Annotated in this window: 18 protein-coding genes; 9 read left to right on the top strand and 9 right to left on the bottom strand. The window is 40.3% G+C overall.

The features are described from left to right. Window positions 1–29 precede the first annotated feature (29 nt). The 4 genes from CHA01nite_RS12800 to CHA01nite_RS12785 are packed head-to-tail and all read left to right on the top strand — an operon-like array spanning window position 30 to window position 4709. Window positions 30–1022, top strand: coding sequence for a hypothetical protein (locus CHA01nite_RS12800; protein ID WP_146941961.1), 993 nt, complete (start codon window positions 30–32; stop codon window positions 1020–1022). A gap of 1 nt (window position 1023) precedes the next feature. Further along, window positions 1024–2301 (top strand): glycosyltransferase family 4 protein, encoded by a 1278-nt coding sequence (locus CHA01nite_RS12795; RefSeq protein ID WP_146941959.1) that lies wholly within the window; start codon window positions 1024–1026, stop codon window positions 2299–2301. A 23-nt stretch (window positions 2302–2324) separates the two neighbouring features. Beyond that, window positions 2325–3572 (top strand): glycosyltransferase family 4 protein, encoded by a 1248-nt coding sequence (locus tag CHA01nite_RS12790; RefSeq protein WP_146941957.1) that lies wholly within the window; start codon window positions 2325–2327, stop codon window positions 3570–3572. Beyond that, window positions 3573–4709, top strand: coding sequence for a glycosyltransferase family 4 protein (locus CHA01nite_RS12785; RefSeq protein ID WP_146941955.1), 1137 nt, complete (start codon window positions 3573–3575; stop codon window positions 4707–4709). A 36-nt stretch (window positions 4710–4745) separates the two neighbouring features. On the opposite strand, the gene CHA01nite_RS12780 is transcribed toward CHA01nite_RS12785, so the two are convergent. The 8 genes from CHA01nite_RS12780 to CHA01nite_RS12745 all read right to left on the bottom strand — a co-directional run bounded on the left by CHA01nite_RS12780 (window position 4746) and on the right by CHA01nite_RS12745 (window position 12304). Further along, a complete protein-coding gene (locus CHA01nite_RS12780) occupies window positions 4746–5996 on the bottom strand; it encodes a glycosyltransferase family 4 protein (protein WP_146941953.1) in 1251 nt (416 codons plus the stop codon). After that, on the bottom strand, window positions 5980–6633 hold the full coding sequence (locus tag CHA01nite_RS12775; protein WP_146941950.1) for a glycosyltransferase: 654 nt from the start codon (window positions 6631–6633) through the stop codon (window positions 5980–5982). Before CHA01nite_RS12775 ends, CHA01nite_RS12780 begins: the two co-directional genes overlap by 17 nt. Next, on the bottom strand, window positions 6633–7811 hold the full coding sequence (locus tag CHA01nite_RS12770; RefSeq protein WP_146941948.1) for a glycosyltransferase family 2 protein: 1179 nt from the start codon (window positions 7809–7811) through the stop codon (window positions 6633–6635). Before CHA01nite_RS12770 ends, CHA01nite_RS12775 begins: the two co-directional genes overlap by 1 nt. Before the next feature lie 11 nt (window positions 7812–7822). Further along, on the bottom strand, window positions 7823–8164 hold the full coding sequence (locus CHA01nite_RS12765; RefSeq protein WP_174771828.1) for a phosphomannose isomerase type II C-terminal cupin domain: 342 nt from the start codon (window positions 8162–8164) through the stop codon (window positions 7823–7825). A gap of 244 nt (window positions 8165–8408) precedes the next feature. Next, window positions 8409–9656, bottom strand: a complete 1248-nt coding sequence (locus CHA01nite_RS12760) for a glycosyltransferase (protein ID WP_146941943.1) — start codon at window positions 9654–9656, stop codon at window positions 8409–8411. Further along, window positions 9656–10690 carry a glycosyltransferase family 2 protein gene (locus tag CHA01nite_RS12755; RefSeq protein ID WP_146941941.1) on the bottom strand — a complete coding sequence of 345 codons (1035 nt, stop codon included), beginning with the start codon at window positions 10688–10690 and terminating at the stop codon, window positions 9656–9658. Before CHA01nite_RS12755 ends, CHA01nite_RS12760 begins: the two co-directional genes overlap by 1 nt. A 7-nt stretch (window positions 10691–10697) precedes the next feature. Continuing rightward, the gene (locus tag CHA01nite_RS12750; RefSeq protein ID WP_146941939.1) at window positions 10698–11942 is read right to left on the bottom strand and encodes a hypothetical protein; all 1245 of its coding nucleotides are present in this window, start codon (window positions 11940–11942) and stop codon (window positions 10698–10700) included. 17 nt (window positions 11943–11959) lie between these two features. Further along, window positions 11960–12304 (bottom strand): phosphomannose isomerase type II C-terminal cupin domain, encoded by a 345-nt coding sequence (locus CHA01nite_RS12745; protein WP_146941937.1) that lies wholly within the window; start codon window positions 12302–12304, stop codon window positions 11960–11962. Window positions 12305–12686: 382 nt separating this feature from the next. Here CHA01nite_RS12745 and CHA01nite_RS12740 point away from each other — a divergent pair, with 382 nt between their 5' ends. The 3 genes from CHA01nite_RS12740 to CHA01nite_RS12730 are packed head-to-tail and all read left to right on the top strand — an operon-like array spanning window position 12687 to window position 16164. Further along, window positions 12687–13601, top strand: coding sequence for a glycosyltransferase family protein (locus tag CHA01nite_RS12740; protein WP_146941935.1), 915 nt, complete (start codon window positions 12687–12689; stop codon window positions 13599–13601). Window positions 13602–13654: 53 nt separating this feature from the next. Next, entirely contained in the window at window positions 13655–15160 is a 1506-nt protein-coding gene (gene gltX, locus CHA01nite_RS12735; protein ID WP_146941933.1) for a glutamate--tRNA ligase, read from the top strand. Window positions 15161–15207: 47 nt separating this feature from the next. After that, window positions 15208–16164 (top strand): acetyl-CoA carboxylase carboxyltransferase subunit alpha, encoded by a 957-nt coding sequence (locus CHA01nite_RS12730; protein WP_146941931.1) that lies wholly within the window; start codon window positions 15208–15210, stop codon window positions 16162–16164. A gap of 54 nt (window positions 16165–16218) precedes the next feature. Here the strand turns inward: CHA01nite_RS12730 and CHA01nite_RS12725 are convergent, their stop codons facing one another. Then, entirely contained in the window at window positions 16219–16926 is a 708-nt protein-coding gene (locus CHA01nite_RS12725) for a DUF6759 domain-containing protein (protein ID WP_146941929.1), read from the bottom strand. Between the two features lie 145 nt (window positions 16927–17071). On the opposite strand from CHA01nite_RS12725, the gene tsf reads away from it, so the two are divergent. Together tsf and CHA01nite_RS12715 are read left to right on the top strand one after the other, a co-directional pair. After that, a complete protein-coding gene (tsf, locus tag CHA01nite_RS12720; protein WP_146941927.1) occupies window positions 17072–17896 on the top strand; it encodes a translation elongation factor Ts in 825 nt (274 codons plus the stop codon). A gap of 407 nt (window positions 17897–18303) precedes the next feature. Then, the coding region (locus CHA01nite_RS12715) for an IgGFc-binding protein (protein ID WP_174771826.1) at window positions 18304–20163 on the top strand (1860 nt) is incomplete at its 3' end.

The raw sequence follows: 20163 nt of genomic DNA, 5'->3' as shown, positions 1-20163 counted from the left end.
ATTTTCAAATTCAATGATTAAAAGCCCTTATGATCTCCTATAAAAAGACTTCCTCCATCATTATATTCTGTCCTCCGAGAAAAGTTACAGGTGGCCCGGAAGCATTGCATCAGCTGTCGGACAAGCTTTATGAGCTGAATTATGAAAACGTGTTTATGCATTATGTTCCGCAGAAGAGCAATGCCAAAGCAAAAAACTATGACGCCTATAAAACCCGGGAAATCAAAGCATTTGAAGACCGTCCGGAAAACATCCTGATTATCCCGGAATCCATGACCCACCTGATCCGCAAATATCCTCAAAGCCAGAAAATCATCTGGTGGCTGAGTGTGGATTTCTATAAGATTTTAATGGATTACCGCATCAGAAAGCAGAGCTTTTTCACAAAATTATTCTACCAGCAAAAAGACAGGGAATATTATTTTGAGCCGCTTCCGAATGTTTTTCAGTGGGCGCAGTCATTCCGGTCCGGTGTTTATCTGAGGGAACATGGAATTCCTGAAACCCGGATTGATTATGTGTGTGATTATATCAATCCGCTGTTTCTGGACAGCCGCCAGCCTGTTTCAAAAGACCTGAACAATAAAACGATCCTCTATAACCCGAAAAAGGGGAAGAAGGAAATTGCCGCACTGATCCTGGCTTCTCCTGAACTGGAATGGATCCCGATTCAGAATATGAATGCCCTTCAGATCAAAGAGCTGATGGCAAAATCCTTATTGTATGTGGATTTTGGAGAAAATCCGGGCAGGGATAAAATGCTGAGGGAATCCGTATCACAGGACTGCTGTATCATTTCCGGGAAAAACGGTTCTTCAGCCTATTATGAAGACCTCATGATCCCCGAAGACTATAAATTCGATTTCCGGAAAGAGCGGATTCCTGAAATCATCAGCAAAATAAAATCCGTCCTGGAAGATTATCCGCAACATATCCCTCATTTTAAAGTTTATAAAGAAATGGTTTTGGAAGAAGAGGCTTTGTTTGAAAAAAAATTAAGAGAAATTTTTAAAATTAATTGATATGAGTAACGATAAAGAGACATTTGGAGTAAATATGTCTGGCTTTTTTAATGCAGAAATCGGATTCGGGGAAGCCATCCGCAATAACCTGGCTGCACTTAAAAAAGTGGGCGTTCCTGCAAAACCAATTAATTTTAACCAAAATGTAAGAAACCGCCTCAATGATACTTCGGTAAGCTTTGAGGATAATATCAACAATTATCCGGTAAATATTGTCCATCTGAACATCGATGCGATCCTGAGTTTCATCCAGGAAAAATCGACCGATTATTTCCAGGGAAAATACAACATCGGGTATTGGGCATGGGAAATGGAAGAATTTCCGGATGTGTATGCCGAATATTTTAAATTTTATGACGAAATATGGACGTGCTCGAGGTATTGCCTGGATTCCATGTCGCTGAAAGCACCCATCCCCGTTGTCAATATTCCTCATCCTATTCATATTAAACAGGAAGACATTGATACGGATTTTGAAACCGGACTTTCTGAAGACTGTTATAATTTCCTGTTTGTTTTCGACTATAACAGTCTGATTGAAAGGAAAAACCCCATCGGCCTGATCGACGCTTATGAAAAGGCTTTCGGGCTCAACAACGAAAAAGTAAAACTCGTCCTGAAAACCTCGCTTTCCAACCAGCATGGAAAATCCAAGAAAAAGGTAATGGAACGAATCGGAAATAATACAGGCATCATCTATAAAGAGGAGATGCTCCGTAGGCCGGAACTGTTGGCACTGATGAACAAAGCCGACTGCTATATTTCCCTGCACCGTTCAGAGGGATTCGGTCTTACGATAGCGGAAGCCATGGCTCTGGGCAAGCCGGTGATAACCACAGGCTATTCCGGGAATTTAGATTTCACCCAGGTCAACAATTCCTTTCTGGTAAAGTATAAAATGCTTAAGCATGAGGTAGATTTAAGCGTTCTCCCGAAGAACAATTACTGGTCTGAACCGGATACTGACCATGCTGCCGAGCTGATGAAATTCGTATTTGAAAATCATGACCATGCTGCCGAGATCGGCCGGAAGGGAAAAGAGGATATTGAGACCCATTTTTCTTTAGATGCCATCGGCAACCGGATGAAGACCCGGCTTGATATCATTGAGAAAAAAATCCTTACGGAAAGAAATGATTTTGAAGCACAGAACAACCTGCTGAAAATTATGAGTGAAAACAAGATCCTGGAAAAACGGGTGAAATACCTGGAAAAGGGGTTATACAATAAAGCCAGAAAAAAGGTAAACGAAATTTTAAAGAAGATAAAAGGAAGATAATTCGGCTTCGCCAACGTTATTATATGAAAGACAAAATTGCCATAGTGGTCCAGAGATACGGACTGGAGATCAACGGGGGAGCCGAACTTCATGCGAAACTTCTGGCTGAAAAGCTTTCTTCCCTTTATGAGGTGGAAGTCCTGACGAGCTGTGCAATTGAATACGAATTCTGGGATAATTACTATCCGGAAGGAGCCGGATATATTAACGGAATAAAAGTCTGGCGTTTCAAGACCCTAAAAAAAGATCTTCAGAAATTCAATAAGCTGAGTAAGACAGTCCGGAATATCCATAAATACAGTACCCGTAAACTGACTCCGCTGAATTTTGCCTATCTTTTGTACAAGAGAAAAAAATATAATAAAGAAGGATTTAATTTTAATGATTGGCTGGAAGCGCAGGGGCCCTTTTCTGCAGACCTGATTAATTTCATTAAAAAAGAAAAAGAGAAGTACAAAGCCTTTATTTTTTTCACTTACCTATACCACCCTACCAATATGGGAATTCAGGAAGCGGCTGGAAAAAGCATCCTGATCCCGACAGCGCATGATGAGCCCCAGTTTTATCTTGAAGGTTATCAAACGCTGTTCTCCCTGCCGAAATTCATCATCTATAATACCCAAACCGAAAAGGATCTTGTGGAAAAGGTCTATCCCCAGACAAAAAGTATACATTCCGCAATCGCAGGAATCGGCTTTGACGATTATGATTCTTCTGCAGGTCCATTGCCGGAATACCTTTCTGCGGGAAAATATTTTGTTTACGTCGGAAGAATTGTAGAAGACAAAGGCTGTGTCATGATGATCGACTATTTCAGGAACTTCAAAAAAGATCATCCCGAATACCGTGATACCAAACTGGTGCTGGCCGGTAAAAATGCGCTGGATAAAAGGATCACCCAGGGGGAAGACATCATTCTCACCGGATTTGTGGATCATGATCTGAAAAACGCACTGCTAATCCATGCCGCAGCCCTGATTATGCCCTCGTTCTACGAAAGCCTCTCCTTAATCACGTTGGAAGCCATGCTGCTGAAAGTTCCGGTCATCGTCAACAGAAACTGTGAGGTTTTACACGACCATACAGAAAAAAGCAAAACCGGAAAAAGTTTTTCCGGCAGTACGGAATTTTCGGAAGCCCTTCTTTTTTACCTCACCCGTACCCCGGAGGAATCTGCAGCCGAAGGAAACAGGGCAAAAGACTATGTCTTGGAAAACTATTCCTGGGATTCGGTCATCAACACCTTCAATTCAGCTATTAAAACGTTATAAATGTCAAAAAAGATTTTATTTTTTTTCCCGGAAAACCCGTTCTCGAACAGAGCCGGAAATGTAACGCGGGCCAAAACCACCCTTACGATTTTAAAAAAACTGGGACATCGTATTGATTTGGTTGGGGTGAAAGATATTTATGATGAGCAGAAAGATTCCACGGCTGTTGATCCTGCTATTGTCGACAATTTATTCCTGATCCGCCGGCAACCCCCTAAAAATAAGACATCCCGCGATTACTGGGAACATAAGCTTTCCAAGATGTATCAGAAGCCCAATGAATATAATGCGGCACTGACTGCTTTTGCAAAAAAAGAATTCGTTAATTTATTTCTTGCCAAAAAATATGATGCTGTCATCATCAATTATGAATTCTGGACGGGGTTAATTGATCATGATGCTATGAAAAACACCCTGAAAATCATAGATACCCACGACTGGATTACTCTGAACGAATTTTATAAAAATAAAAAGCTGGACATCGGAAAAAGATTCAGTGAAGAAATCAATAATCTTTCAAAGTTTGATAAAGTCATTACCATTTCTGAAGATGAGTATATTGTCTTTAACCGGTTTTTAGAAGATAAAGTCATTAATATTCCACCTTCTTTTTTTTCTCACTTCAATACTCATTCGGAGAAAAAGTACGATTTAATCTTTGTCGGTTCTGAAAATTATTTCAATAGACAATCCATGCAGTGGTTTTTCAAAAATGTATATCCGCTGTTACCGGAAAATATCAATATCATCATTATCGGAAGAATCTGCAGGCATCTTGAAGAAATGAAAAATGTTACCTTACTGGAATTTGCAGAAAATTTGGAGCAATACTATCATCAATCCGGAATTGCCATTTGTCCGATGCTGGAAGGCACAGGCATCAAAATAAAAGTCATTGAGGCCCTTTCGTATGGGCTTCCTGTTGTCGGGACCGAAAGAGCGGTTGACGGTTTTTCTTCCAAAACAAAAAATGGATGCCTGATCGGCAATTCCCCTGAAGGATTCAGAGACCACCTATTGTCTTTACTGCAGAGCGAAGAATATTATGCGAAATTAAAACGTGAAGCGGAAGCCTATTTTATGGATCATTTTTCGGAAGAAAAGGCTGTTGAAAAATGGAAAAATATTTTAATCTGATCAAACCTCAACCGTAAGCGAACAATATTCCTGTTATTAACGGTTGTCCAGGATCTTTTTGTAGATAGCGACCTGTCTTTCCGCACTCAGTTTCCATGAAAACTTTTCAGACTGTTTTAATCCCTTTTCAGCATAATACATTCTGAGATCCTCATCCTGATATAAACGCAACATGGTCCTGTACAAAGCCTCTTCATCTTTAGGGTCCAGCATAATCCCTCCGTCCTCCACCACTTCCGGCAATGAGGACGTATTCGATGTAACGGCAGGAACACCGCACTGCATCGCTTCCAGCGGTGGTAATCCAAATCCCTCGTAAAGCGACATATAGTAGAAAGAATGAGCATTACTGTACAGACTGGCCAGATCTTCATCAGGGACTTTTCCAGTGAAAACAATCTTGTCCTTCAGTTCCTGTGCACTTTCGTATTCATCAAAAATCTTATCAAAATTCCATCCCTTTGCGCCTACCAATACCAGGCTCATGTCTGAAATTTCATGCTCCCTGACCAGTTTTAAAAAAACCCTTATGACGTGATCAACATTTTTTCTCGGTTCCAGAGTACCCAGACTTAAAAAATACTTTTCAGGAAGATGATATTTCTTTCTCATTTTTGAAAACTTTTCTTTATCCCGGCAGACATAAAAAAGTTCTTTTGAGGCTGCCAGATGATTCACAAAAACATGATCCGGATTAAGATATGGGGCATAGGTTAACAGATCCCTTTTTGTGCTTTCCGATACACATACCGCAAAACCATCGGTGCCGATGCTTTTAATGATTTCCTTTATCAGCTCTGCCGTAAAATGTAAATCAGGGAATAAGATCGGAATAAGGTCGTGAACAGTAATTACTTTCTTTAAATGCGGATATTGCTTTATATCATTGTTGATGGGATAATAAAAAGAATGAAAGATCTCAGCTCCCTCAAATAATACCTGATGATGAGTATTTTTATAATTATAAACGCCTATTTTTTTATATAAATACCTGAACAGCTTTTCTTTCCGGAAGGGAAGAAAGGTCCTTCTCTCTCTATTGTTTACCGCCTGAATCCTGATATTATTATGAATAAAAAAATCATCCAGTTCCTGAACCGATGTTTCTCCATTAAAAAGAGCTAAATGGGAATAAAAGGTTTGAATATCTTTATGTCCGCTTAATTCTTTAAACAGTTCAAAGGTAACCCTGAAAATACCGGTCCTGTTATCCTTATAGAAATCCGCAATGACGTCTGCATCCAGGATGATTTTGTTATTCATACGCTCGTTACTGAATGGTGTCATAAAATGAATTTTGCTGCTCCTGTCTTTGTATTTCCTTTATATGCAGAAGGCACATTGAAAAATCAGAAATGGGCAACGCTATTTTCTGCTGATAATTACAAAGCTTCTCATGCACCTTATTTTCCCACTTTATTCCTTGGTTTAATTTAAATATACGGTCCTGAGCATCAGGGAAATTGATATATCCGTCTTTATTGAGGCTCCAGTTCCATTTTTTTATGTGGTCCTCGGTTATTCCGTTCACGATATTGATCCGTGGAACCATAAAGACATCGTATTTCTTCTTTTTGAACAGAAAAAATTTTATTTTACGGATTAGTGATGGTTTGGGCACTTCGTCCGCATCGATCTGAAAAAGGTAATCTTTTGACGCCGTTTTGATCAGATTGTTTTTAAAAGCAGCGAAGTCACCATTAAGCTTTGCCTCTACCCGTATGATCTTATTCCCGTACCCATCGAGAATTTTGGATACATTTTCATCTTTATGCGTCGTATCCTGCAGAACGATAACTTCATCTTTTTTACTGACTAATGGCAACAAAACCTCCAGCAGCCTGGTGATTTCTTCCGCTTCATTATTAACGGTAATACCGTATGAAATGGTAGGCAATGGTAATAAATCCCTTAATATTTTCATTAAAACAGTTCTTTATAGATCAGTAATTTTTCCTTTCTCGGAGCTTCCTTGAAGAAGATGAGCGGTCTGTAAGGCTTGAATATTTTTAAGAATAACTTCTGAAAAACAGCAGGATTGATATATTTGCTTTTGCTTTCAAGAATAAGCTGGGCAATGTTTTCCATCATATTAATTGTTTTCTGATTAATGGCCTTTCCGTTAATATGGATGAGTATATCGTGCTTCTGAAGTCCGGAAATAGGTTTTATCCTTTCCCGCAAGTCATATTTGGTATTGGCCTGTTCTTTTACAATATAATCTTCAAACGGAAAATCGGTATAAATTGTATTCGCAAGATGCTCCAGCTGGTATAGACTGTGTATATTTCCGCTTTTTATGATAATCCCGATATCATATTTCACCGGTAATGTCCGCCCATTGCTTACGCCCCACTTTCTTATAAAATTTCTTTGGGAATTCAACTCAATGGCATTCGTCTTATTTTCATACTCCTCTGAAAACCTTGATGTCTTACTCACAAAATGATATACCATGGCACGATGGAGCTGGATTGTTTTCAGTCCCAATAACCTGAGCCGGATAATTAAATCGTCATCTTCACAAAACATAGGACTAAAAAGATTATCCAAACCTCCTATTTCGAGCAGCACATCCCTACGAACGCATAAGAAGAATGAAGTATGAGCCGTTTCGCCGGCAGGTTCTGCTCTTTCAGAAATATAGGTTTCTTCAAAATCGAAAAATCGCTGAAAATCAAACGAATGGATATCGCTTCCAAAATCACGGGTTTCTTTCCAGTCGCGGACGTCCCCTGTAAAAACCGGAGGTTCAATAACTTTATAGAAATTAAGGTCATTTTCAGCCATGTCTTTGGATAAATAGTCTAAGAAGAATTTGCCTAGGACCATATCATTATGAAGAAAACACACCTTATTTTTTGTAGCAATCTCTATGGCTTTATTATAGGTATCCGATAATGTTCTGGATTCTTCAGCATAAAAATATTTAAGAAAAGGATCATCCAGCTGATCCAGCCACTGATGGGTACCGTCTGTACTGCCATAGCTCACAAAAACGATTTCTACCTCAGAGTATATCTTCCTGACGTGATCATAAAAAAAGCGGGTATATTCTAAGTTATTCTTTAATCCTATTAAAAAGGAAATATCATTTTGCATAAATCCTTGTTTTATACTCGGTCATATTCGTCTTCCAGCCTTACGATATCGTCCTCTCCAAAATAAGTCCCGGTCTGTACCTCGATAAAAACAACCGGCTTATCTGAAAGATTCATCATCCGGTGCTTTGCGCCCAGCGGAATGAAAATGCTTTCGCCGTAATTCAGGCTGATTTCCTGATCATCCAGAACCACAGTGGCATGCCCTTTGATAACCGTCCACTGCTCCTGTCTTTTGTGGTGGTACTGGTAAGATAATTTCTGCTCCGGGTTTACTTCAATCCTTTTTAATTTGTAATTCGGCTCATCTGCCAAAACAAAATATTTGCCCCAGGGTCTTTCTCCGATTTCCAACATATTCTATAGTTAACACTACAAAAGTAAATTAATTTCCATAATAACCGGTGAATAAAAGGCCAGAAATGAAAAGAGGACAATTTTTCACTGCTATTAAATCCTTTAAAAAAGGATTAATCGTAATATAAATGCCTGAATTATATGAAGCGTGGAAAATAACATTTTATACGTATTGAGAATTAAGAACCTACTATTTTAAAAATGGGAGGAATATTAAATATTTTCTCCTCTTTTTTAGTGATTAACAGAGCCTTCTGCATTCACCCAAAAATAAATTCCACTGGTTCAGAATTTTTTCAGGATTAAATCCAATCATTTCAGAATGTCCGTTCTTTCCCATTTTTGATCTCAAATTTGGATCTTCCATCAATTGTTCAAGATACCGTGTTAATTCCTCCACATCGTTTGCAAGAAAGCCGCTCACATTATGCTTTATTAATTCATTGACTCCGGAACAAGCAGCAAAACCCAAAGCAGGAAGTCCAAGTGACATTCCTTCTGCTAAGGCTAAACCAAACCCTTCATATTTACTTGGGAAAATAAAGATATCGGATTCTTTAAGCTTTGAAACAGGATCATCGGTGAAACCATTCAAAAATATCTTATCCTGCAGATGGAGCTTTTTTATTGTATTGTTTAAAAAATTAAAATCTTTTCCTTCCCCCCAAAAGTGCAGTTCCCACGCAGGATATTTTTCCGAAATTGCAGCAAAAGCCTCAATCGCCATGTGCTGCTGTTTACAGTGATTGGCTAACGTGGCGACATTAATAATTTTGTACGTCTGTTTTAAGTGTTCGTGTTTTACAATTTCGTTATCATTAAATTGGGGAACCGGGTTTGAAATCACGTTTATTTTTCCCCGAAAGGTCTCCGGAAGGAAATCCCGGTAACTTTCAAACAAAATCTGAATTCCCGCAAGACTTTTGTATGCACTTTTTAATGCATCCATTTCAAAAGGGCTGCGGTATCCGAGAATATCAGAATAATCGTAATCCGGTCTTCCGTTTACCGAATTGATGATCGGAATACGATATTCGTTTTCAAAAGTAATTTCCAATACCGAGCTTACAGACATGGTGATTATAATATCCGGCTGTTGCAATTCTATATATTCTCTCCAGGCTGCTGCCCGGATCCTGAGATTATGTTTAAACAGTCCTTCAGCTCCACCTATCTTTTTCAGAATCTCCTTATTTGCTTTTTTTGCTGCCTTCTTTCTGATTTTATATTTAATCCATTCCAAAGGATTGGAACCCTTATAATTGAAAAGAGGTTTCAGTCTGGTCTGAGGAATATTTTCAGAAAAAATATTGGTTACTTTTATTCCGGCATTTAAAGGAAAAACAGGCCTGCCTTCAATATCCTGGCATGTTGCAATTTCTACCTCATGCCCGAACCGATCAAAGCCATTGGCTAAAAAAGTACAGATCTTTTCTGTGCCGCCGGATCCGTTAAGAAAGTTAAGATGCTGAATCAGGAGAATTTTCATTAGGGATACTTGATGTTTATTTCTTTCCGTAGATCACGACGCAGTTTACCGACAGGAATAAGCTTTGCAAAAAAAAGCCTGGTCTTTTTATTAAACCTTTTGTTTTTCAGATATTTCCTGAGTTTTTCATCAAATTCAGAAGATTGGCCTGACTGGATAAAATAAATAAACGGAAGGCTCAATTTTGAATAATCCTTTTTTCCGAGATAAGGAATTACATGTTCATCAGCAAAATTTCTGATTATTTTAAACAACCGTTCTTTCTGCTCTTTGGTAAAGGGCGTATTAAGATACCTGAGCCCGAAAGGTTCGTGCTCAACAAACAAAGCTAAATGCAGAGCATGGGTTTTATATAAATCGTACTTGGTATAGAATGCTTTTAAAATTTCAAACCAGTCGGGAATCTGCCGGATAATTTTTTCAGTATTTTCATTAATTTTCAGACTGTTCTGATTTTCATGGGACCTGTAATGATAGATACCACAACGATTGGTACCCATGTTATCGGTAAGGGCAATCAACCGATGCGAGAACAACCCGTCTTCACAGGGCTGAATATCTTCAGGAAAACGAACATCCTTATACTGCTGCAAAAATTCCATGCGCAAGAATTGCGCACAGGTAGGCAAAGCTGAGACATCCGGCAACATCCGGCAATAGTGGTCTCCCACAATGGTAAAGTCGCTATTCTGTTCTTTTGCGCTTTTATACGATGTTTCAATAAATTGTTTGTTGATGGTATCATCGGAATCCATAAAAAATACATATTCCCCCGTTGCGTGGGAAAGCCCAGAATTCCTTGCTACGGAAACCCCTGAATTGTGCTGGGAAAAATAGCGGATCCGGCTGTCTTTTTTTTGGTATGCTCTGCATATCTCAGGAGAACCATCCGTACTTCCGTCATTGATTAAAATAAGCTCAAAATCGGTTAAAGTCTGATCAAGAACACTTTCGATGGTTTCTGAAAGAAATTTCTCGACATTATACACCGGTATAATAACAGATACAAGAACTTTATTTTTCTCAGGGCTCATTACATTTCTATTTGGAAAGACAATCGTCTATTTTCTGCTTACTTAACTGGAATTCCCTGTATTTAAAAACTCCGGTTTTATAGGCAATAACAGCACCGAAATTAATAGCATTACTGGTGGTAGTCATCGGAAAAACACAGGATCTGTAGGTATCATGTTCCACCAGAGGCTTAGGCAATACCTTGAAGTTTTCTCCATCTTTAGAGAATGCCAGGTAAAGGGTATCTGCAGTACATTTTTTAACATCGCCGGCAGCGATGCATAAAAAATAGTATCCATCTACATAAGTTGCCTGGATATGCCATGGAGCAAACACCGGGTTTACCTGAACCCAGGGCTTATTGATAAAATTTACAACTTTGCTTTGCTTAAAATTTGAAAAATCCAGTCCGTTGGCAGATGTTCTTTTAATAACATATGAAGGGTCATTCCCAGGGAAATTCGGACTGATATTATTTTCTACTTCATAGCTTACATAGCCGCTTCCGTTATAGACAAAACTTGGGGAAATGATATGATTGTCCTTAGGAGAATACGGCAGGTTGCTGGTATAGGCTATCTCAAGACGTTCCCAATGTACTCCGTCTGCAGAAGTTTGTCTTACAATCGTTCGCTGGGCATTTTTATCTCCTTTACGTACATTATTCTGGCTTTTAGCCCCTCTGCTCTTAAAAGCCATTGCTTTGATAAAACTTCCTCGGTAATACAGAGAAAACCGGCCGTTTTCAAAAGTCCAGTCTACATCTGACCAAAATCCCTGTTTGGGTTCGTCTTTCTTTTCTGAAAGACTTTCGTTGACTGATGGGGTCCTTTGAAGCGGCCCCTGAGCTGAAGTAGCCGGGCTCCAGTTTAAACCGTCATTAGAAACCACAATGGTAGGATTCTCATATCTTTTGGAATCCTGGGTGGTTCCCACGGTACCGAAATACGGTGTAAAGACCATCCAGTACCTGTATCCGTTGAATCCGTTGGGAAAATACTGGACATCCGGATGGCAGTATCCGAAATTGGGTGCATTGATATTTTTAATAAAAGACTGGTCATTTCTTCCGGGATGATTTCCATTGGCCATAACATTGATGTTAATGGTACCGATATCGGTAAGGTAATCTACAGGGCCTGTATAAGTATGATCATTTGAAACAGGCTCTACATTTTCAGCATACAAACCCTCCTCCTCTCTTGAGCAGGAAAACGAAAAAATCAGAAGCAGAATAATCAGGATATTCTGTTTTTTGGTATAAGCGGCCATCTTTAGTGTGTAGTTATTTATTGACGGTCATATTCGTCCTCCAGCCTTACGATATCGTCCTCTCCAAAATAAGTCCCGGTCTGTACCTCGATAAAAACGACAGGCTTATCTGAAAGATTCATCATCCGGTGCTTTGCCCCCAGAGGAATGAAGATACTTTCTCCATAGTTCAGGCTGATTTCCTGATCATCCAGAACTACGGTGGCATGCCCTTCGATAACCGTCCACTGCTCCTGTCTTTTGTGGTGGTACTGGTAAGACAATTTCTGCCCCGGGTTTACTTCAATCCTTTTTAATTTATAATTCGGCTCATCTGCCAAAACAAAATATTTGCCCCAGGGCCTTTCTCCGATTTCTAACATATTTTTAATGTTTAAGGTTACAAAAGTAAATTAATTTTCAAAATAACAGATGAACAAAAAAACTATTTCATCTATTGAAAATTAAAATAACAATTTTATAAACAAAAATGAAGTTTCCTTGGGAAACTTCATTTTAATTAAATATATGTTGCGAATCAATTAGCAGGATAAGCATAAAAAGCAATTCCTTGATTATCTTCTTATTTCCTGCAAAGGGTGGATAATCTATGTACACAACCCTTTTCAAATATTTGATTATATTTAAATAACTTCTATCCTGCACATTCCAGCCAGATCAGCTTTCAGAATACAAATTAATTTTCAAAAATAATTGCGGCTTCAAAAAAAAAGTGGGATTTTTGCTTTTTACTAATATGACTAAATGAAAATCAGCGCGTTCAGCTACGTCAGAAATGGCTTTACTTATGGAGTTCCTTTCATAGAATCAATCCGATCCGTCCTTCCTTTATGCAGTGAATTTGTAATTGCCGTAGGAGATTCCACAGACGGGACCAGGGAAGCGATTGAAAATATTGGAGATCCTAAAATAAAAATCATCGATACCGTTTGGGACGACTCACTGACGCGTGGCGGTAAAATATTTGCCCAGCAGTGCAACATTGCCTTTACCCATGTATCTCCGTCTTCGGATTGGGTCATTCACATTCAGGCGGATGAGGTTTTACATGAAAAAGATTATCCTCTGATCCTGGACAAGATGAAGGAAGCCGATCAATATAAGGAAGTGGAAGGGCTGCTTCAGCCATTCATCCATTTCTGGGGCGATTACAACCATATCCGGAACAGCAGACGGGTCCATAAGAACGAGATCAGAATTTTCAAATACAATCCTTATATAAGAGCATATATCGATTCCCAGGGATTCAGGAAATTCAATTCCATCGAGAATTATGAGAACGGTTCCGAAAAAGGCGAAAAGCTGAAAGTACTGGCCTTAAATGCTCCTGTATACCATTACAGTTCCGTAAAATCCAAAAGAACCATGTCTTTAAAGGCCAATAATTTTGTCTATTATTACGGCCATACCGATAAAAAGCTGGAAGAGGCGCCGAAAGACGAGTTCAACTACAATACGGTAGACCGGGTAACAAAATTCAAAGGAACCCATCCCCGGGTGATGGCAGAAGCGATTGCCGCCTATGATTTTGTTTTTAACCATGACCAATCCCAGGCGGTCTGGAAAAAGAAAGACAAATACCTTCAGCCGATCGAAGACCTTCTGAAAATCCGTTTCGGGGAATATAAAAACTATATCCTTCTTAAAAATCCAAAATAGAATTTCTCTTTTTCACGGAAAGTCCCTTAACTTTGCACCAAAATAAAATTAAAATGGACAAAGTAAGAGTACGTTTTGCTCCGAGTCCTACGGGACCTCTACATTTAGGCGGCGTAAGAACGGCATTATATGATTATCTTTTTGCTAAAAACCAGGGCGGTGAATTTGTATTGAGAATAGAAGATACAGACACGGCAAGATATGTGGAAGGAGCTGAAGAATATATTGAGGAAGCCCTTGAATGGTGTGGAATCATTGCCGATGAAAGTCCTAAGAAAGGAGGAAAATTTGCTCCGTACAGACAATCCGAAAGAAGAGACATCTACGACCGGTATACGGAGCAGATCTTAAAAACAGATTATGCCTACATCGCTTTTGATACAGCCGAAGAACTGGATGCGATCCGTGCCGAATATGAAGCAAGAGGCGATGTTTTCTCCTACGACAATAAGACAAGAAATAAGCTCAGAAACAGTCTGACGCTTTCTGAAAAGGAGGTTCAGCAGCTGCTGGATGAAAAAACGCCCTATGTAGTACGCTTTAGGATGCCGGTAGACCGTACGTTGAACCTTGAAGATATCATCCGTGGAAAATTCTCCGTTAATACCAATACGTTAGACGACAAGGTTCTGGTAAAAAACGACGGGATGCCTACCTATCATTTTGCCAACATCATCGATGATCACGAAATGGAAATTTCCCATGTGATCCGCGGTGAAGAATGGCTGCCTTCTTTAGGGCTGCATACCTTATTATATGAAGCCATGAACTGGCAGGCGCCTCAGTTTGCCCACCTTTCCCTGATCCTAAAGCCGGAAGGCAAAGGAAAACTGAGCAAAAGGGACGGTGATAAATTCGGATTCCCGGTATTTCCGCTGAACTTTACGGATCCTGCCACAGGAAATGTTTCCAAAGGATACCGTGAAAGCGGTTACCTTCCGGAAGCGTTCATCAACATGGTAGCACTATTGGGCTGGTCGCCTGCAGACGATAAGGAAATTTTATCGCTGGACGAAATGGCTAAAGAATTTGATTTGAATAAAGTTCATAAAGCAGGTGCCCGCTTCAGCAAGGAAAAAGCGGAATGGTTCAACCATCAATATATGCAGCAGAAACCGGACGGGGACTTGCTTCAGATACTAAAAAGCTCAGACTTAAACCTGACGCTTCCCGATGATAAATTACTGAAGGTGATCCAACTGATGAAAGAAAGGGCTACTTTCCCGAAAGACATTTATGAAAACGGGAAATTCTTTTTTGAAGCACCGGTATCTTACGATGAAAAAGCTGCCAAAAAAGCATGGAACGAAGAAACTTCCGGAATTTTACAGGAGCTTGCCCGACAACTGGAGACCGTGGAGTTCAGTGCTGAAAATCTGAAGCAGGCCATTCATGATTTTGCGGAAAACAAAGGACTGGGAATGGGCAAGGTCATGATGCCGCTACGGTTATCGTTAGTAGGAGAACTGAAAGGGCCGGACGTTCCGGACATTATGGAACTTCTTGGAAAAGAGGAAACTACCGCCCGGATAAACAATGCTGTGAATAATTTTAAATAGATTTTGATAATTTTTCATACATTTGAAAGATTTAATTTACTTCAAGAATGGAATATTTAAGTTTCGAACTTCCTATAAAAGAATTAATGGACCAATACCAAACCTGTTCTTTAGTAGGAGAAGAAAGTGGTGTTGATGTAAAATTAGCATGTAGCCAGATCGAGGATAAAATCATAGAAAAGAAAAAGGAAATCTATGGAAATCTTACCCCGTGGCAGAGAGTACAGCTTTCCCGCCATCCGGACCGTCCTTATACCCTGGATTATATTAACGGAATGGTGGACAAAGGAAGTTTCCTGGAACTTCACGGCGACCGTAATTTTGCGGATGATCCGGCTATGATCGGTGGTCTGGCCACCCTTGACGGCCAGAAAGTAATGATCATCGGTACCCAGAAAGGGAGAACTACCAAAGAAAGACAGCACCGCAGATTCGGAATGCCGAATCCTGAAGGATACCGGAAAGCATTGCGTCTGATGAAGCTTGCTGAAAAATTCAGAGTTCCTGTGGTAACCTTAGTGGATACGCCGGGAGCTTATCCGGGACTTGAAGCAGAAGAAAGAGGACAGGGTGAAGCCATTGCCAGAAACATCTTTGAAATGACCATGCTGAAAACGCCTATCTTCACCTACATCATCGGTGAAGGGGCCAGCGGCGGAGCATTGGGCATTGGTGTCGGAAACAAGGTATACATGCTGGAGAACACCTGGTATACGGTAATAGCACCGGAAAGCTGCTCTTCTATCCTCTGGAGAAACTGGGATCACAAGGAAGATGCAGCCAACGCACTGAATCTTACCCCGAAAGATGCCCTGAGAGAAAAATTCATCGACGGCATCGTGGAAGAACCGCTGGGCGGAGCACATTACGATCCCCAGACCACTTACCTCAACCTGAAAAGCTCGATCTTACAAAACATCAAAGCCTTTTCAAAATTCACCGGAAAAGAACTGGAAACCCAGAGACAGGACAAATTTATTGCCATGGGGCAGTTTAAAGGATAATAAAAAAACCGGTTAAAAAATTCTTAACCGGTTTTTTATTTCTATTCTATTTTTCTACTCACTCAGATTCAGCTCGATCTCAATATCCTTATTGATCTTCTTGACAGAAGAATACTTGGCATCACAGACCATCGTCGTCAGAACATATTCCCCTTTTTCCACCAGCAGGAAATTCTGTCCGTTGGCCGGAACATCCAGGTTATAATATTTTTTTCCGTTGATTTTTACAATCAGCCGGCATTTTGACCGGTTCTTGATGTTGATGTAGGCCTCCTTATCCATCGGATCGTTGTTGAAAAGATGGGTAAGCATCGCCGCGGTCTTTTTATTCTGCTCGCTGGCTCCGGAAGATTTTTTGCTTGTCCCTGCAACACCGGCGTAATTTACGGTCCGTTCCGTTTTTTCAGAACCTGTACCGGCGGCAGCTATGGTCTTTGCATTATTCAGTTTATTGTTGTCCAGCACCATCTGCCGGATCTTATCTTCACTCACCGGTTTAATCGTCGGCTTGGCCTCCGGGGAATTATTGGCCATAATCATCTGGATGAGCTTCTTTTTAAAATAATCGGTTTTGACATGCCCGGGATTCTGTTTCAGGAAGCCGGCAACCACCCGGGCCTCTGCCGTTGTTTCCGCATCATTTTCCGTATAAATGATGGCTGTTTCCTTTTCGACGATGGCTTTGGATTTCGTTTTTTTCTTTTTTTGAGAAAAACCGAGGGTGAAAATGCATAAAAATATGAGGAGAAATATTTTTTTCATTAAGTAAACATTTAAAAATTTATTAAATATACAAATAACGCAAAAAGTCATTTTTTAGTTTATCATTAAAATCATTATCTTTGCATCGCTTTAAAATTAAGCTAAAAATTAATACTAAATCTTAAATAAAAAAATAATAGATATTATGTCTTATACACCAGCTGCTGCAGACGTAGCAAAATTGAGAAACCAAACAGGTGCAGGTATGATGGACTGCAAGAAAGCTTTAGTGGAAGCTGAAGGAGATTTCGAAAAAGCAGTAGATATCCTTAGAAAAAAAGGACAGAAGGTTGCAGCTAACAGAGCGGACAGAGAGTCTTCTGAAGGAGCAGTAATCGCAAGAGTAAACGAAGACAACACTTTAGGGGTTGTGATCTCTCTAAACTGTGAAACCGATTTCGTTGCTAAAAACGAAGCGTTCATCGAGTTGGCTTACGAACTGGCTGAAATGGCTATTTTCGCTGCAACAAAAGAAGAATTACTGGCTACTGATTTCCACGGGCTTACGGTTGCTGAAAAATTAATCGAGCAGACCGGAGTTATCGGTGAGAAAATTGAGATCGGTGCATTCGAAAGAATTGAAGGACCTTTCCTTGGAGCTTACATCCACGCAGGAAACAAAATCGCTTCTATCACTGCCCTTTCTGCAAACGTAGAAGGAGCCAGCGAAGCTGCCAAAGCCGTTTCCATGCAGGTAGCTGCCATGAATCCGATCGCTCTTGATGAGAACGCTGTTTCTCAGGCAACGATCGATAAAGAACTGGAAATCGAAAGACATAAACTGACAGAAGAAGGAAAACCTGCCAACATTATCGATAACATCCTTAAAGGTAAAATGCAGAGATTCTACAAAGACAACACTTTGGTACACCAGGATTTCATCAAAGACAGCAGCATGTCTGTTGCCGACTATGTAAAATCCGTAAACGGAGACCTTAAAGTAACAGGATTTGTAAGAGTTAGCTTATAATCTTTTTCAGATTGAAAATATTTAATCCCGATGATTTTATCATCGGGATTTTTTTACCCCTGGATTAAAGTGGATTTTAGATAAAGCTGCCCTTTGATACCACAGTAAATATTTCCGTTTGATGGCGGTCCCATTAATCGTTATGTTGACTAGATAAATTTCCATCCCGGCTTCTCTCTTTCAAACCATTGCAGAACTGCAATTCAGAGTTTATACTAAATTATCAGATCAGTGGAATATTAACTGATTATTAAATATTTAGCAATTTCACGAATTAACATGTTTGGAAGGAAAATTTAAACTAAAACCCCACTAATAATGCTTAAATTTGCAGCCCTTTATTATTAGACATGAAAAAATTTCTACTAATCTTTTGCACTTTTTTTTATTTAATCTTTAATGCACAATTGGATATAGAACATTGGTTTGCCCCGATGTCTGCCAGTTCTCTTCAGGGAACCCCGGAATGTTATCTGTATCTTTCCACCAACGAAACGGTTCCCTTTCCGGTACAGATCTCCAACAACAATTCGGTTTTCTCCACCGTGCAGGTAAGCAAAGGCAATCCCGTTCAGGTAACCGTTCCCAGCAGTTACATGATTGCTTCTACTCTATCGAACCTTTTCACCCAGCGGAACATGGGACTGCACGTAAAAGCCAACAAAAAGTTCTTTGCTAATTTCCGGTTTGCGGTTCCCAATCAGGCAGAGATTATTACCTCCAAAGGACTGGCCGGCATCGGTAAAAACTTTTTTGTAGGCGTTGCCCCCAACACAACCGCAAAGCCATACGTAAATTCAACCATCGGCGTAATTGCCACGGAAGATAATACCACCGTTACTTTGTCGGGCTATAATCCGGGAGTCGTTTTTTCCGATGGTATTTCAGCTACGTCCAGGACTTTTACCCTGAACAGAGGAAAATCATATATCATTGAAGCCCGGAGCGACCTGTCCACCAATAACCTGGCAGGACTGGTCGGTGCAAAAATTACAGCCAACAAGCCCATTTCGGTAACCAACGGAAATTTCAACAGCATCTATACCAATCAAAATAACAGCAACGTGGATGTCCTGATGGACCAGGCAGTTCCTGTAGAAAGGCTGGGGAAAAACTTCGTGATGGTAAAAGGGAACGGCCCCGTCGGTTCCGGAATGGAAGCTGCATTGGTGATTGCTACCGAAAACAACACCAAGATTACCGTCAACGGCAGCCTTCTGGGAAATGTCACATTAAATGCCGGCCAATATTATATTGTACAGGGCATCAATTATATCAATCAGGGAAACAATCATTACAACATGAGTATTTCCGCCAATAATAACGTGTATGTTTACCAGCTTCTTGCAGGGACCTCGGGAAGCACCGTTTATGCTACCGGCGGAATGAACTTTATTCCGCCATTGAGCTGTTTCCTGCCGAAAGAGATCAATGAAATCGGATTCATCAATAAAATCGGCAGCGATTCTTTTGACACCAAGCTTAATATCATCACCCAGACCGGCGCAAACGTTACCTTCAACGGAAGTGCAATCGGTTCGGTGAGCGGACCATATCCCGTTACCGGAAATCCGGGTTGGGTAACCTATTCGCTTCAGGGGGTTACCGGGAATGTCACCGTTAATTCAACACTGCCGGTAACTGCGGGAATTGCTGCCGGGAACGGAGCAGTGGGCTACGGTGGCTATTTCGCAGGATTCTCTTCCGTACCGGCCATTACCAAAACCGGCGACTGCTATGCAGGCATTCTTTTACAGGTAGACAACAATTACGACAGTTACCAGTGGTTTTTAAACGGCAACCCTATTGCAGGAGCCACAGCCTTTTCCATTAATCCCGAACTGTACGGCGCAGGAGATTATACCTGTCTGGTTACAAAAAATAATTGTGAAACCCGGCTAACCAGCGTCTATAATTATACTTTATGCCCTCCGATTTCTACAACCGCCTATACCATCGGCTCCTGTAATACCAAGGTTATCACGCCTGCCTTTACCAATTCCACCCAAGCAATTGTTCCTTCCCTCACCGGTATCATTTCACCGCCGGCATCAGGAACTGCAACGGTAAATCCAACGACAGGGCAGATTACTTACACGCCGAATCCCGCTACCATAAGTAATACCGATTCGTTTATCTACTATGTTCAGGGCAACGGCAATCCTTTCGATTTTGAATATTTTAAAATCATCATCAATACCCATGTTTTGCAGGTAAACAACGGTACACTGGCTTCATGTGCAGGTACCAGTGGAAACGGAACCTAC

It is taken from the genome of Chryseobacterium hagamense (assembly GCF_007991455.1).
GTDB lineage: Bacteria > Bacteroidota > Bacteroidia > Flavobacteriales > Weeksellaceae > Chryseobacterium > Chryseobacterium hagamense.
Note: the sequence above shows the minus strand (reverse complement) of the source record. Positions and strands in the feature narration are given on the sequence as shown.